Source organism: Candidatus Rickettsia kedanie, from assembly GCF_045865205.1.
GTDB lineage: Bacteria > Pseudomonadota > Alphaproteobacteria > Rickettsiales > Rickettsiaceae > Rickettsia > Rickettsia australis.
Genome location: NZ_BAABMM010000010.1, coordinates 1 through 15,498, shown reverse-complemented (window position 1 = coordinate 15,498; position 15,498 = coordinate 1). Strand labels below are relative to the sequence as shown.

Sequence of the window (15,498 nt, the reverse complement as noted above, 5' to 3'; positions counted from 1 at the left end):
AAACTTCTTTAAAAATTTACGAATAGCTTGGGTAAGTTTTTGCTTAAAAGATAAATATAGGAAAACAAAAAAATCTACTTTATCTTCTCTTAAACTTATAAACATCCCTTAACTTGACGCGTATGATGCCTGCAATCCCTCTTGGCTCAAGCGAAGCATGCTCGACTATATAAAGAAATACAGCCGCTCAACTCACCTCTTAGAGAAAAACCTTGGATAAGCCTGATAATAGTCAAAATGATGGGGCAGCAATTCCAATAGTGTTATAACTAGGGAGCAGCCCTATTCCGGCAGTCAGCACTGTCATAGTTATAATACCAATTACTAAAGCAGTGCGTCTACCGAATCTAGCTCCGATATTACCGAACATAATACCTCAGAGTGGACACACTATAAAACCCGCAGCAAATACAGCAAAAGTTAAGGTATCACGCATTTCAGAATCAGGAAAAAAATGCTGCCCTATAATATAAGCAAATTGTGCATATAACGCATAATCAAACCACTCAGCAGCATTACCGATCATTCCAGGTATTATTACTTTTCTCATTAAGTTATTTTATTAATTTTAAAAAAAATAATAAAGGAATATTGTATATTCTCAAGTAACAATAACTTTATAGCTTCATTGTACGGCTCATTTATGTCATTCCCGCGAAAGTGGAGCGTTGTTGTGTGGACACCACCTCCGTCATTGCGAGTGACCGTGCGGCAAATCCAGTAAAAATAATTAAAAAAATGCTAAAAATTAGCATTTTTAACTGGATTGCTTCGTCACAACTTACAGTTTTTCCTCACAATGACGAAAAAAAACTATCCATGAAATAACGCCAATGCCTCGCAGGAATGACATCGAGTAAGTCTTTCGAACCATAAGGGTAACATCTACAGTCACTCGCAATTACGATACCCTATCTATATTTTTCATTAACCACTTTCTTAGTTAATTTAGCATTGATTTGAGAAGGAGAAACTTTAATATTTTGTTTAATGCTTTTTATTTTTTCTTGAGATAGAAGACTTTCTTTATCATTTTGTAATGTTTTCATAAACTTATCTATATTGCTTTGTTCTAGTTTTATTGCATTATCATTATTTAAAATTAATCCTCCAATTTTTTCCCCAAGTTCGGGTGCATATCTGATAGCAAAAATTGATGCCGGTACAACTATGATAGAAAAAGCCGCTCCCGCAGTCGCAACACTAATTGCTCCGACTAGTAAAGCACAAACAGCACCTGCGATTTTTCCGGTTGCTTGTTTAAATATATTACTTTTTTGTGTAAATGCTAAAGACATTTCTAATATTTTATTAAATTCTTTCTTTATATAGATTGTTGCTTCATCAATATTATTATATTTCTTCATTGCATACATTACAGAAGCCTTAAATAATTTTTTATTAGATTCCGCATAATTTATTATTTTGTCAAAATTCTTCTCTTTTAAAAGAGTTTTAAATATATTTTTAACTTTTTCTTTTTCGGTACTATTTATTTTTTCATCTCCAAAATAAACTTCTACAAGTTTTTCTGCTATTATATCTTGTGATTGCTCTAAAATATTATTCTTATTTTGCTTATTTTCATTTTCAGCAGTAATCATTATTGCAAATAACTTTAATGCTACAGAAAAATTATCATCATTAATAACCCGCATACCTAAATAATTTTTGAGTCTAGAAATACATTTATTAATATATTTTTCAGCTTCCGGCTTAGAATTAAGCCTTAGCGTATAATCTATAGCCAGCATATTTGCAATAGTAGAGCAAGTAGATTGCGTAAGATTATTGACAAAATTATTAACAATATCTTTTTTAAATAAATTAGTATTTATGTTATTAAGTACTATTGCATTATTCATTTTAGTAATTTATTTTGAGGCTAATTCTCTGATATATAATATCAATTTAGCATAAATAAGATTAGGAGCATGCTTCACTGAAAGTTTATATATATTCTTAGGCGTTAACACTTCTTCATTACGCACTCGTACAAAAGATATAAGAGTATTAGGAGGCATATAAGAATAAATTTCAGAGAATATTTTTAAAAAAGTCAAAAAATCTGCACATGCATATTTTATATTTATGCTATAATTATTTACATGAATCGATTCACCTGCTCCTCCTTCAATCACCTGAACATTATTTTTAAAAAATACTGAATTTATAGATACGTCTATAGGTTCTACTAAATCATATTTATTGCTTAAGCTTTTTATTTTAGGAATTAGTTTTTGATAATTTAAGCAACTCACATTACTTGGAACGCTTAAATCTACATATTTTTTGTAAGATTCTAATATTTGTTCTTTAGAGTTAATGACAGAATAAAGCTTTAAAACTTCCTCTGTTAGATTTTCTTGTGACACTTGTTTATCAAGAATAGATTTACTGTATTCTTGTTGGAAATTTTTTATTATCCAAATAGTTAAGGAAATAAATAAGAAATATATAATAAATTGAAAGAATATAAGATTCTTTAAATACATAATATATTTTTCAAACATTATCTTTACCTTGGGTTATTAATGCTGTTACATGACTTATGTCATTCCCGCATGGCATTGCCTGAGTGGTTCGGTTTTCCGTCATTGCTATAAGAGCTACGTAGTAATGCGATGAAGTAATCCAGTAAAAAATTCTGATTTACAGAAGCTTTTTATTATTTTTTCTGGATTGCCGCGTCGCTTCGCTCCTCGCAATGACGATTAGATATCCACACAACAATGCCTTCCCGCTTCCGCGGGAATGACCTAGAATACTAGGTCTTATCGTCAACTATATTAACCGATAAAGGAATTACTACCTTACCGAATATATCAAGTATTTTATCCTTATATATAACATAATCTATCTGCAAATTAGATAATTTATTTTTTACGTTTTGCATATGATCATCTAGCAGCTTTAGAGATTCATCTACCGATAGATTATTAGTATAATATTTAAGTATTAATTTAATTATTAATTGTCTCTTAGAAACTAATAAAATATTATCTATATTTGTTAATTCCCATTTAATTTCTTCTAATTTAAAAGCCGGATTTAAAGTAATTATAAGTCTGTTAAGCAAATCAAACGGTAGCGGTACCGGTGCTTCTAGTAATTTTCCTATTACATATAAATCAGCGAGGCTAGTAGTATTTTTAATATAAGGATATTTATATTTGATACTGTCATATTCTTGATTTGTTGCATAATATTTTTCATTAATAGAGTTTATCTCTTTGTAATTCTGTTTTGTATTATATTTGATAATACCAACCACTAATATTAATATTATAAGTAATGCACTATATAATTTAAATGTCAGATCTTTTATAGTAACTAGTTTTTTTATTGATTTTAAATTATTATTATAAGCAGGAAAACTCTTATATTCTAGAAACAGCCTACTAATATTCGTATCTATAAATCTTTCTTTTTCTAGAGTTTGCGTATTTAGTATATTATCAACCGGTATAAAGATTACAGGGCGATCTTCAAAATTTGTTGATTCTAATAAAGATTTTAACTCTTCATCTACTATAAGAATTATACAGGCTCTTTGGTCAAGATTACTTATATAGTGTTTAAATAATATAAAGCAATCATTAATTTCTTGTTCTATAATACCTTGAACATAGCCAGTTGTTTTATCAAATGGATACTCAAGATTTCTAATTGTTATTATATTATTTTTATGTTTGATAATAAATTTTATACCGCTAGCTTGTGATGCATATACACAAATTTGGAAATAATCATTATATTTATCATTTTCTATATTCTGAACTATTTTATTTATAATAACTTTTAGCTCTAACGTTAAAAAGTAAATTTCTTTTAAATCAAGCGATCTTTGAGCTATAATGCATGAAATTATATCACTTAAAGGTGTTTCAAATGGACACGACATAATTAAAGTCGACCAAATTTCACTTGGTGTAGTAGTAATTTCGTAAACACAATGTGCTATAATGTCTTCTTTATTAAAATAACCTTCGATAAATTGTTCAATAGGATCAAGTTTAACTATCGACTGTAATATAGGTATTTGATCGTGCCGTGTCTTACATTCGCTACCGTCAAGTAAAAAATAAATATCGCTTTTTGGAAATTTACTAAAAAAGTTTTTATAAGGCTTTAAGTCTATCTGTTCCTGCGTAGGGATAAATAATTTATCTAATAATTTATTATCAAGAAAAGTACTAAGAAATACACCTTTATTACCTAGTAACACCACGATCTTTTTTCTTTTGAAAGAAAATATTTTTAATTTTGTTAAAAAATTAACAAAATCTAATTTGATCGAATCAAAAATATTTTTCATAAATAAATTTATTTTAATCATAATTCAGTGTATTTTACTATATGCAAAGTCAGACCTGCGTAGCATTGTTGCGTGGACTGATTTGCCGTTGTCATCCCGCGACTTGATCACGAGATCCAACTTAAAAAATACATAATAATATTAATATTTTTATGGACCACGTGGTCAAGCCACGGGGTGACACGGTGGATTTTACCGATCCACAAAGGAATGACATAACATTAAATAATATATCGTACCATGGCTAAATTTACCACCGAAGAAGTTAGAAGTAAATTTATAACTTACTTTAAAACAAATAATCATACACATGTACCAGCTAGCTCGTTAATTCCACACAATGACCCTAGCTTAATGTTTGTTAATGCCGGAATGGTACAATTTAAAAATGTTTTTACTGGACAAGCAAAAAAACCTTATAACACAGCAGTAACTAGTCAAAAATCTCTTAGAGCCGGTGGTAAACATAACGACCTTGAGAATGTCGGTTATACAGCAAGGCATCATACATTTTTTGAAATGCTAGGTAATTTTTCATTCGGTGACTATTTTAAAGAACAAGCCATATATTACGCTTGGAATTTATTGACTAAAGAATTTGAACTCCCAAAAGACAAGCTTTATGCAACAATTTATCATACTGATGACGAAGCAGCTTCTTGTTGGAAAAAAATAGCAGGTTTTGGGGATGATCGCATAATAAAGATTAAAACAAACGATAATTTTTGGTCTATGGGCGATACTGGTCCTTGCGGTCCTTGCTCTGAAATTTTTTATGACCACGGAGAACAAATATACGGCGGGCTACCTGGCACTAAGGATGAAGACGGTGACAGATTTATCGAGATTTGGAATATGGTATTTATGCAATATGAACAAATCGATAAAGATACTAGAATAGAGTTACCGCAAAAATCTATCGATACCGGTATGGGTCTTGAGCGTATGACTGCAGTATTACAGCATGTTAACAACAATTATGAGATAGATTTATTTCAGGAAATAATTAATTTTACCGAAAATATAGTAAAAGTGAAAATAGAGGGAGAAGCTAAATTTTCTTACCGAGTTATTGCCGACCACTTACGAGCAAGTAGCTTTTTAATAGCTGACGGCGTTATTCCTTCAAATGAGGGGCGTGGTTACGTACTTCGACGTATTATGAGGCGAGCAATGAGGCATGGCCATATGCTTGGATCACAAGAGCCGTTAATGTATAAATTACTGCCAAAACTTGTTGATTTAATGGGGAATGTTTATCCTGAACTTAAGAGAGCAGAAAGCTTTATCAGCAGCATCTTAGAACAAGAAGAAATTAGGTTTAAAACTACTTTAGAACGTGGATTAAAGCTACTGACCGAAGAAACAGAAATGCTAACGAAAGGTAATGAATTATCAGGCGCAATAGCGTTTAAACTATATGATACTTACGGATTTCCGCTTGATTTAACCGAAGATATTCTAAAAAACCATGATATTTCCGTCGACCATAAGGGGTTTGAAGAGCAAATGCTCACACAAAAAGCACGTGCTAGAAAAGCTTGGCTTGGCTCCGGTGAATCAAAAACCGATCAGTTGTGGTTTGACATCAAAGAGCAGCATGGTAGCACGGAGTTTTTAGGATATACACTTAATGAAGCAGAATGTAAAATAATTGCATTAATTAAAGATAATAATTTAGTTAATGATATAAAAGAGATAGATACGCAATTTCTGCTAATCAGCAACCAAACACCTTTTTACGGTGAGTCCGGCGGTCAGATGGGTGACATTGGGACGATATTTGCAAAAGATTCTGAGATAGAAGTAATAGATACTTTAAAATATTTAGGCTCTATTATAGCCCATAAATGTATTTTGAAAAAGGGGCAGATTAACGTAGGTGAGAATGCTAATTTTAGTATAGACATCAAATATAGACAAAATTTAAGGATTCACCACTCGGCCACGCATATATTACATGCAGTATTACATGAGGTACTTGGTAAACATGTTACACAAAAAGGTTCGTTAGTCGCTCCGACTTATTTACGTTTTGATATTAGCCATTCTAAAGCTGTGACTAATGAAGAAATCACTTCAATCGAAGATAAGGTAAATGAGATTATTAGAGATAATCATGAAGTAAATACTACATTAATGACAACTGAAGATGCAGTTAAACAAGGAGCTATGGCACTGTTTGGTGAGAAGTACGACTCTGAGGTAAGAGTAGTTAAAATGGGTGAGACTTCTTTAGAATTATGCGGCGGTACGCATGTTAGACGTACCGGTGATATCGGCTCTTTTAAAATTACAAGCGAAAGTGCTATAGCAGCAGGTGTTCGTAGAATTGAAGCCGTTTGTGGTGAATTCGTAATTAAATTAATGAGAGAAAAGGATAGTTTACTTAAATCGATAGAAAGCAGTTTAAAGACTAACAAAAACGAACTTGTTACTAAGGTTAATAATACCCTAGAGCGTAATAAGGAACTTGAGAAAGAGTTAAAAAAAACTCATTTAGCTCGTTTTGATTTAAGTATAGAGCAAATTGAAAAGCAAGCTGAGGATATAAAAGGAGTTAAGTTAATTTATCGATATATAGAGAATTTAGACAATAAAGTATTGCGTCAGGCTGCAGAAAATTTAACGAAAAAAGTAGAAGATTTAATAGTAGTATATATTACGGGTAATAACGATAAATTATCTATTACGGTTGCGGTGAGTAAAGCTATAACAGATAAATACAATGCAGGTATAATTGCAAAAGAACTCTCTTTATTCTTGGGAGGCAGCGGCGGAGGTGGACAAGCAAGCCTTGCTCAAGCCGGAGGAAGCGATATAGGTAAGTTAACTAACATCCATGAAAAATTATACAGTTTATTAACAGTGTCGTAATGTACTAATTTAGGATGTGGTTGTGAGCAGTTGTAGGCGTTGTTGTATAACTCATTTTATGTCATTCCCGCGTAGGCTGGAATCCAGAAAAAAGTATAAATACAGCAAATTTTTGAAATTAAAAGCTCGATTTATCTCGCTTTATGCTGGATTCCCGCCTCCGGTGGGAATGACATCTAGGACTTTTTCAAATTGTCCGATACTATGGACTTGATCGCAGGATTCAAACTTGTTTTGTTATGGATCCCGTAGTCAAACCATAGGATGACAGAGGTAAAATTGATCCACGCGGGCAATGCCTCACAGGAATGACATCGGTACCCACACAACCGTATTATAATATTGTTAAATTCCAAGTACTTCTACTAATTTATGGTTATTAGCAAAATTTCCTGCCTCATCATGATTGCCGTAATGATCAAAATTTATTAATAGCTCTTCTTGAGAAGTTTTATAAATTAGATTTGTAAATAAACGCATATCACCGTCAAATTTAGCTTCTACTACTTTATTTTGTAAAAATTTAATTCCATTGATGCTTGTTTGACAATATGTAATACCTTTTTCTATAGCTCGAGTAAAAGAATCAATTAAATTAATATCTAATTTTTTCTTGATGTCTTCAGAAATTTTTGCAAAGCAATTTAAACCTTTATATTTGCCTACAAAATAAGCATAATCTTTTTTAATGTTCTGTTTATTAACATTCCAATTACTAACAATTTGGTTATTAGTGATTTTTTGGCTAATTTCAAAAAGTTTTTGTTGTTTTAGCCGTTGATAATAAGTATGTATTTCTTTTGCATCATATTGCTCAATAAACTCGTCTATATTTTCTGCTTTGTTATCTGTAGAGTAATTTGCAGAAATTTCTTGCTGTTTTTCTTCGGTTAATTGATTTGCATATTCTTGGGCTTTTTCTAAAGTTTCTTCATTTTTTTATCATATTTTAAAGTGTTGTCTACCTTTTCAGGAACAGAGTTAAATTCAAAACAGTACTCGAGATATTAATTAAATCAGCCGCTTCTTTTCCTTCTAGATGATTGCTATCAATAATAATTTGTGAAACTTCAATATCCTCTTCTAATCCAAATAAAGATTTAAATTGCCATAAATATTTATTTTGGAATCATTCTTCCTTAGGGATTTTTTGTACGATGTTTTTTACAATATCAAATTGTTTAGTGTAGAGAGCTATTGAAAGCAATGATGTATTATCATTACAATCATTAATAAGTTTGTTAAGAACCTTAGCTTCATCAGCCTTAGAAAACTTACCTTCATTAAATTTAGCTATAGATTCTAAACTTTTAATTAGAGAATGGAAGCATGTAGGTATTGCAATTTTATTAATTGATGCTAATCCTTTTGTAGAAACAGTAGGAAGATCTTGAGATATCTTTAATAAGTGTTTTAAATCTTTAGATGTTAAGTAATTTATAGAATGTTTTGCATTGTCTATTTCATTAAGTTTTAAATAAACTTTATATAGTTCAAAAATTGTCTGTTGATCTTTCGGTAAATATTCTAAAGCAGCTAAATAGTATTTTTTTGCAGATTGATAATCTGCTTTATTGGAATATGCGATTCCAAGGTTATGATAACAATTACCTATATCTGTTATGTATATTTTTGTTTGCTAAATCCTCATTATCCATATTCACTAATTTAGTTTCTAGCAACTTTATTACTTGATCATCATCGTTTTTTGATAACAAAGCCTCTGAAAAGTTTAACAATGCACACAAATTTTATTGACAGTGTGTTTCTAATATTTGAAAGCATGAATTTGGGCTTCCGGCTCTCACAAAGATACTAAGTTGGTAATGATTCAGATAGCTTCGTTGTATTGAGGGGCATTGATTTTTCAAAATAAGGCTAAGTTTACATCAGCAGTTTTTAATACATCTTTTATTAATTCTTCAGCTAGTTGGTCATGATTATTTTTTATGGCAATATTTATAGCATCACGCATAGCTTCGATTTTTAGAAATATAACTTTCCCGACATCTAAATTACTAATTTTTTTAGGTTGCAGTTCGCAGGTATAAAATTTATTCTCTATTTTATACACAAAATTTTTTTCAGATAATTTTTTAATCTGATATTTATTAAGTAATGTATTACCTTTTAAACCTTCATACTTACAATTAATAAATAATTTTGTCATAACATTTTGTATAAAAGTTATGGCGTTATATTTAGATATATAATTAATTAAGTAAGTAATTAATAATTTCCACCTTAACTTTAATATTTTTTACGAAGTCAATAGAATCATGTAATGCCATAGCATAAAATTCATCTGTTTGTAACATTTGTTTAAATTGTTTAAAATTACTACTATCTAAAAGAATTGATTTACTTTCAGAAAAAGTAATAGCTTGGGGATGATTTGGTGTAGATTGGAGAGTTTTTTGGTTCATCATAATTAATAATTACTTAGCGAATTATATACTAATTTTGATTTTTTGTAAAGAACGTTAATATTCAAGTGCCCACTGTGAAACGAAGACTATCGTTGTTAAGAGCTATTGCAAGTAGGTCAGAGTGATTATATAACACTCATAAAGGGCTAGTGGATATTATAGTTATTAATACTCTGTTTTCACAAAATAAAGTCCGGAGGCAGGGGCAGTAGGACCGGCGGCTTTTCTATCTTTAGCTTCTAGAACATCTTTAATATGCTCTGCTTGCCAAATATTCTTACCGACAAGCACTAAACTACCAACAATATTACGCACCATATGATGCAAAAATGATGGGGCTGAAAGATATAATTTTATTTCTTCGTCTCCTTTAACAATATTAAGTTCAGTTAAAGTTTTAATCGGTGATTTTGATTGACATGAGCTAGCCCTAAATGAAGTAAAGTCATGTTTGCCTAATAGATAAGCGGCAGCTTTTTGCATAGCTAGAACATCTAAAGGTGAACTAATCCACCATGCTCTATTTAAATCAATTACCGATGGATAAGATCTATTAATAATTCTATATATATAATGACGAGAGGTGGCTGAAAATCTTGCATGAAAATTATTTAGGACTATTTCGCAATGCCATACCACTACTGCATAAGGTCTTGCAAAATAGTTAATAGCCGTAATAATTTTGTGAGGTTCTAAATATTTTGAAAGATCAAAATGTGCTACTTGACCTATAGCATGAACACCGGCATCTGTTCTTCCTGACCCAAACAATATTACCTGTTCACCAGAAAATTTATAAATCGCTTCTTCTAATATCTGCTGTACCGACATTACTCCTGCTTGTCTTTGCCAACCTGCAAGATTCGTGCCTAAATATTCAATGGTGATCTTATATCGATACATAAAGAAGCTTGTTATTGTCATTCCTACAGAAAGGATACCTAAGCCGTCATTGCGAGAAGAATTACGCAGTAATTCGACGAAGCAATCCAGTAAAAAAATCTGTAAATTAGAATTTTTTTATTATTTTTCTGGATTGCCACGTCGCTTTGCTCCTCGCAATGACGATTTGGTATCCATGCAACAAAACCACGGGATGACAGTACAAGTATTATCACGCCTCTAGTAAATCTGATGGATTACCTTCACCACGCTTTCCACCACTTCTAAAGCTATTAAGTTTTTTGGATCTAATAGGATGTTGTAACTTTCTTAAAGCTTTTGACTCGATTTGTCTGATACGTTCTCTAGTTACTTTAAATTGCTGCCCTACTTCTTCTAATGTATGGTCAGTATTCATACCTATACCGAAACGCATTCTAAGCACTCTTTCTTCACGAGGCGTAAGGGTTGCAAGTACTCTAGTGGTAACTTCTCGTAAATTTGACTGAATTGCTGCATCAATCGGTGCTACTGCATTCTTATCTTCGATAAAATCGCCTAATTGACCGCCATCACTATCATCACCTACGGGATTCTCAAGACTTATAGGTTCTTTAGCTATTTTCATAACTTTACGCACTTTATCAAGCGGCATTGAAAGACGATTAGCGATTTCCGTTGCCGTTGGTTCGTATCCAAGTTCATTAAGCATTTGTCTTGAAATACGCAGTATCTTATTAATTGTTTCAATCATATGCACAGGAATACGTATAGTCCTTGCTTGATCTGCAATCGCTCTTGTGATAGCTTGTCTAATCCACCAAGTAGCATAGGTAGAGAATTTATAACCACGGCGATATTCAAATTTATCCACCGCTTTCATAAGTCCTATATTACCTTCTTGAATTAAATCTAAAAACTGCAACCCTCTATTAGCGTATTTTTTAGCGATAGATATAACTAAACGTAAATTCGCTTCTATCATATCCTTTTTTGCTTGCAGTGTTTGTCTCTCACTTTTTTGTATATTATTCACTAGTTTTTTAAAATCATTAACTAAAAGACCGGTATTAGATTCTATAACCGATAATTCAGCAATCATTTGATCTATATAATCCGATTCTTTAGCAATTAACTCTTTCCAAGCGACTTTTTTATTTTTCAGCATTTTTTCTTTCCATGCTGCATTGATAACCGATCCTATATATTCATCGAGGAAATTTTGGCGAGTTACCCCGTATTTTTCAGCAAGTTTTAAAAAAGCTGTTTCTTTATTAATTAAATCACGATTTATTCCATACATCTTACCTAAAATTTCTTCCGTTCTTTTAGAATTAAAATGTATTTCCGAAACTTCATTTAATAATAATTCCAAATTATTATTATATTTTTTGCTATTTTGTAAAACTTTCGGTTCAAAAGATTCTTCATAACATTTTTTAGCTTCAATGAGTAGCTCTTCGCAGATAAAAGAAATCTTTTTCATACGCTCTATGATATTAGGTAATATCTGCGTTTCTACTCTAGACATAGATAAGTGATTATCCTCATGTTCTTCTCCTTCGGTCTCACTACTATGTTCTTCATCATTTTCTGGTGTTTCGTCATGTAACATGTTAGCTTCTAAATCTATCAGATCACGTAGTAACATTTTTTCATTAACTAAATCTTCATACCATACTATAAAACAACGCATAGCAATAGGGCTTTTGCATAAGGAAACAGTCATTGTTTTACGTCCTTCCTCAATCCTTTTTGCTATTTCTACTTCGTTTTCACGAGTTAAAAGATCGACTCCTCCCATATCCTTAAGATATAATCTTACAGGATCATCGGTAGTACCTATATTTTCTTCTGCTGCTTCATCCTCAGGTTCATTATCAACATTGGTAGATAGCTTCAATTCTTCATCCATTCCGATATTAAGCTTAATTTCATCATCTTCATTAGATTCTAAAATATCTATGCCCGCATCGGAAAATTTTAATATAGCTTCTTCTAATTGTCTTATTGAAGGATTTTTATTAAGAGGAAGAGCTTTGTTTATATCATCATAAGTGACCGGTATCTTTTTAGATTTAGCTTTTTTAAGTAAACTATCTATTTTATCTAGATCATTGTCTATATTGCTATTGCTCATTAAATACCTATATGCTTTTTTCTTTTACAAGAAGTGTGAAATAATTAAGTTATCGTGTGATTAATAAAAGATTCGTTTAAAACTTGAAGTTCATTTGCAATCTTCAGAATTTCTTTTTTATATACTAAAACTTTTTCAAAGTCGTGATTGTCTATACTGTTTATGGTAATAGCGTATTCTTGTTGTAAATTTATTAGATAATATTTCTTATGTAGCCACTGCCATAATAAATCCAGTCTGATATTATTTTTATTAAATGAGATATCTAAAAACAAATTATCCGTCTTTGATAATAATAAAAAAATATCAAAAAAGCTAGTTTTTTTCACAATTGCAGTAATTTCACTTGCTTCTACGTTATTATCTATAATCTCATTTAAATACCAGTTACGAAATTCTTCCAGCGATTTATTATTAAAATTTAAATTTAAGATGAAATCTCTAATATCTTTTTCTTCAAGTATTATAGGAAATTTAACCAACAAAGCACAAAAAGCGTGTTCTAGCATTTCAAGCTCCGAATAGCCGTGACTTGAAACTATAGGCGCCAAATTTGAGCTTTTAGTTATAATTTTCTTCTGCTTTGTGACTAAATTTTGCCATATTTGATCTTTAAAAAACCTGTAATAACTTGCTTTTAAATTACTATCCGATATTTTATTGCAGTAATCTTTTAAATTTTTCTCTAAATTAGCTTTTTCTTCTGCGGTTTTAAAATTCTTGCCGCTATATTCAATATGCCAAATCATTTCTGATAGACTTATTCTTTTATCTATAAGCTTTGCAAAAAAATCAGCACCGTTTTTATTTACTGCATCGTCTGGATCAAGTCCGCTTGGTAACCTAATAAAAGAAATTTTCTTTTCACTATTAATAAGCGGTAATGCTAAAGTAATAGTTCTTATGCTAGCTTTTATGCCTGCATTATCTCCGTCAAGACATAATATAATTTCATCGCCGGCACGCCATAATTTATGTAAGTGATTCTCGGTAACGCTAGTACCGAGACTCGCAACCGCTGCACTAAAGCCTGCTTGATGTAGTGCTATAACATCAAAATAACCTTCTACTAAAATCGAATGATTTTTTTTATAGCTACTGCTTATCGCTTTATGCTCACCGTATAGAGTTTCACTTTTTTGAAATACTGTAGTTTCAGGTGAATTCAAGTATTTAGGTAGCCCCTCCCCCAGTACCCTACCGCCAAAGCCTACAATTTTATTGTAAATATTTCTAATTGGAATAGTAATACGGTTAGAAAATAAATTATATATTTCACCGTTTTCTCGTTTACCGATTAAGCCAGCTTTGCCGAGTTTTATAATATCTATATTTTTATCATGAAAAAATTTTTCAAATTTATTATTTCTTGGAGCAAAACCTATTGAGAATTCTTTTATTGTCGTTTCGGTAATATTTCTTTGGTGTAGATAATTTGATATTTCAGGCGTTAATTGCGTTCTAAAAAATTTATTAGCAAGCTCTAAAATATTTAAAATTTCATCGGATTCTTCATAAAATTCTTTCTGTTCCGCAGTTAATTTCGGTATCTCTATACCGTAATCGGTTGCAAGCTTTATAGCAGATTCATTATAGGATAGACCGCTAATATTAGAAGTAAATTTTATAACGTCACCGGCTGCTTTACAGCCAAAACAATAGAAAAATCTCTTACTATCACTAACTGTAAAAGATGGGGTCTTTTCTTGATGGAAAGGACATAAACCTACATAGTTACCGGATTTTCTAGTTAAAACTACTTTTTGCCGCACTACATCAGATATGTTAATACGGTTTCTTAATAACTCATAAAATTCCGGTGCAACTCTCATTATATTACAATATGTAGGAAAGAATAGCTGTAGAAAAACAATAAGAAAGTGGTATAGACAAATTATCGTTAATTCTTAAATCTTTTGAATAAAATTCAGTTGCCGTAGTCCCTATACAACTTATAATAATAATAATAAAACTTGTATTATATCCCAAATAGAAATACACTAATATACTTATAAAAATTGCAGAAGCTAAGAAGGTAACAGAACCTGCTATAGATTTACCATTACCTAAGCTATTTCCTATTTTAACGCCAACAAGAGCCGCTAAACAATCTGAAATAATTAAAATCAACCACGAACAAATCACTAAATTTTTAGGGAAAAGAAGAGCAGTTAAGAAAAGACCGAGCATCATAAAGCTAATGCCGCTTAAAGTACAAGAACCATTATTTTCTGCGAGCCTTATAACTTTTGAGAAAAATTTAGTTACAAATTCGCTAATTTGTGCATTATTATGACGTGATACATCTAAATATAATGTAACAGCCGTTATTATAAATAATAATAACGTAATAGCGGTTCTTGGAATAAATAAATAAAGCAGCGGAAATATTATAGCAGATAAGTGAAAAATTTTACGGTTTTTCTCAAAGTCAAAATCTTTAATTTCCATAGGATGACTAATTTGTTGCTATTGTTTATGAAAAATAATACCTACGTCATTACAAGAAAGCATTGATATTGTTGCATAACTCGAAAAAACGCGTTCGATGTAATCCCCGCGTGGGCGGGGTGATCCAGAATAAATAACTTTAATACTATATAGCAAGTTACATATTTGATAAAATAAGCATATAAAAACTTGTTTTTTTATATGCTTTACTGGATTCCTGCCTTAGCGGGAATGACATCTCAATTTAAAATTAACTGTTTTTAGGCAATGCCAAATAACTAAACACCTCTCAGCTATAAGCTGAGAGGTTATAAAGTGGAATCGATTAGAAATCGATCATCATTAATAGGCTCACCTTCTTGCTCATCAATATACTGCTGTATCATTTCATCAGTAATATT

Annotated in this window: 12 protein-coding genes and 2 pseudogenes; 2 read left to right on the top strand and 12 right to left on the bottom strand. The window is 31.0% G+C overall.

The genetic code is table 11. The features are described from left to right. Positions 1-127: 127 nt before the first annotated feature. The 4 genes and pseudogenes from ACKTSD_RS01170 to ACKTSD_RS01155 all read right to left on the bottom strand — a co-directional run. A pseudogene (locus ACKTSD_RS01170) lies at positions 128-550 on the bottom strand (MFS transporter); the annotation flags it as partial. 361 nt (positions 551-911) lie between these two features. After that, entirely contained in the window at positions 912-1,865 is a 954-nt protein-coding gene (locus tag ACKTSD_RS01165) for an RP853 family protein (RefSeq protein WP_412707628.1), read from the bottom strand. A 9-nt stretch (positions 1,866-1,874) separates the two neighbouring features. Then, positions 1,875-2,513: a hypothetical protein gene (locus ACKTSD_RS01160; protein WP_412707627.1), complete on the bottom strand. Its 639-nt coding sequence runs from the start codon at positions 2,511-2,513 to the stop codon at positions 1,875-1,877. A 254-nt stretch (positions 2,514-2,767) separates the two neighbouring features. Continuing rightward, a complete protein-coding gene (locus ACKTSD_RS01155) occupies positions 2,768-4,339 on the bottom strand; it encodes a hypothetical protein (protein WP_412707626.1) in 1,572 nt (523 codons plus the stop codon). A gap of 219 nt (positions 4,340-4,558) precedes the next feature. Between ACKTSD_RS01155 and alaS the strand changes: the two genes are divergently transcribed. Next, positions 4,559-7,195 (top strand): alanine--tRNA ligase, encoded by a 2,637-nt coding sequence (gene alaS / locus ACKTSD_RS01150; protein WP_412707625.1) that lies wholly within the window; start codon positions 4,559-4,561, stop codon positions 7,193-7,195. Positions 7,196-7,540: 345 nt separating this feature from the next. On the opposite strand, the gene ACKTSD_RS01145 is transcribed toward alaS, so the two are convergent. Beyond that, a complete protein-coding gene (locus tag ACKTSD_RS01145; protein WP_412707624.1) occupies positions 7,541-7,675 on the bottom strand; it encodes a hypothetical protein in 135 nt (44 codons plus the stop codon). A 758-nt stretch (positions 7,676-8,433) separates the two neighbouring features. Here ACKTSD_RS01145 and ACKTSD_RS01140 point away from each other — a divergent pair. Then, a complete protein-coding gene (locus ACKTSD_RS01140) occupies positions 8,434-8,589 on the top strand; it encodes a hypothetical protein (protein ID WP_412707623.1) in 156 nt (51 codons plus the stop codon). A gap of 473 nt (positions 8,590-9,062) precedes the next feature. Here ACKTSD_RS01140 and ACKTSD_RS01135 read toward each other — a convergent pair whose 3' ends face one another. From ACKTSD_RS01135 to ACKTSD_RS07805, 7 genes and pseudogenes are all read right to left on the bottom strand, one after another. Next, positions 9,063-9,365, bottom strand: a complete 303-nt coding sequence (locus tag ACKTSD_RS01135) for a hypothetical protein (RefSeq protein WP_412707622.1) — start codon at positions 9,363-9,365, stop codon at positions 9,063-9,065. Between the two features lie 43 nt (positions 9,366-9,408). Further along, complete coding sequence (locus tag ACKTSD_RS01130; protein ID WP_412707621.1) at positions 9,409-9,624, bottom strand: hypothetical protein; 216 nt, start codon at positions 9,622-9,624, stop codon at positions 9,409-9,411. A gap of 165 nt (positions 9,625-9,789) precedes the next feature. Next, positions 9,790-10,527 (bottom strand): tRNA pseudouridine(38-40) synthase TruA, encoded by a 738-nt coding sequence (gene truA, locus ACKTSD_RS01125; protein ID WP_412707629.1) that lies wholly within the window; start codon positions 10,525-10,527, stop codon positions 9,790-9,792. A 211-nt stretch (positions 10,528-10,738) separates the two neighbouring features. Continuing rightward, entirely contained in the window at positions 10,739-12,646 is a 1,908-nt protein-coding gene (rpoD, locus tag ACKTSD_RS01120) for an RNA polymerase sigma factor RpoD (RefSeq protein ID WP_412707620.1), read from the bottom strand. A 44-nt stretch (positions 12,647-12,690) separates the two neighbouring features. After that, positions 12,691-14,478 carry a DNA primase gene (dnaG, locus tag ACKTSD_RS01115; protein ID WP_412707619.1) on the bottom strand — a complete coding sequence of 596 codons (1,788 nt, stop codon included), beginning with the start codon at positions 14,476-14,478 and terminating at the stop codon, positions 12,691-12,693. 4 nt (positions 14,479-14,482) lie between these two features. Continuing rightward, the gene (locus ACKTSD_RS01110) at positions 14,483-15,097 is read right to left on the bottom strand and encodes a diacylglycerol/polyprenol kinase family protein (protein WP_412707618.1); all 615 of its coding nucleotides are present in this window, start codon (positions 15,095-15,097) and stop codon (positions 14,483-14,485) included. A 308-nt stretch (positions 15,098-15,405) separates the two neighbouring features. Then, a pseudogene (locus ACKTSD_RS07805) lies at positions 15,406-15,498 on the bottom strand (IS200/IS605 family transposase); the annotation flags it as partial.

Coding starts and splice junctions, on each gene's coding strand:
- ACKTSD_RS01165 (WP_412707628.1), bottom strand. CDS start 1,865: ATGAATAATGCAATAGTACTTAATAACATAAATACTAATTTATTTAAA.
- ACKTSD_RS01160 (WP_412707627.1), bottom strand. CDS start 2,513: ATGTTTGAAAAATATATTATGTATTTAAAGAATCTTATATTCTTTCAA.
- ACKTSD_RS01155 (WP_412707626.1), bottom strand. CDS start 4,339: ATGATTAAAATAAATTTATTTATGAAAAATATTTTTGATTCGATCAAA.
- alaS (WP_412707625.1), top strand. CDS start 4,559: ATGGCTAAATTTACCACCGAAGAAGTTAGAAGTAAATTTATAACTTAC.
- ACKTSD_RS01145 (WP_412707624.1), bottom strand. CDS start 7,675: ATGCGTTTATTTACAAATCTAATTTATAAAACTTCTCAAGAAGAGCTA.
- ACKTSD_RS01135 (WP_412707622.1), bottom strand. CDS start 9,365: ATGACAAAATTATTTATTAATTGTAAGTATGAAGGTTTAAAAGGTAAT.
- ACKTSD_RS01130 (WP_412707621.1), bottom strand. CDS start 9,624: ATGATGAACCAAAAAACTCTCCAATCTACACCAAATCATCCCCAAGCT.
- truA (WP_412707629.1), bottom strand. CDS start 10,527: ATGTATCGATATAAGATCACCATTGAATATTTAGGCACGAATCTTGCA.
- rpoD (WP_412707620.1), bottom strand. CDS start 12,646: ATGAGCAATAGCAATATAGACAATGATCTAGATAAAATAGATAGTTTA.
- dnaG (WP_412707619.1), bottom strand. CDS start 14,478: ATGAGAGTTGCACCGGAATTTTATGAGTTATTAAGAAACCGTATTAAC.
- ACKTSD_RS01110 (WP_412707618.1), bottom strand. CDS start 15,097: ATGGAAATTAAAGATTTTGACTTTGAGAAAAACCGTAAAATTTTTCAC.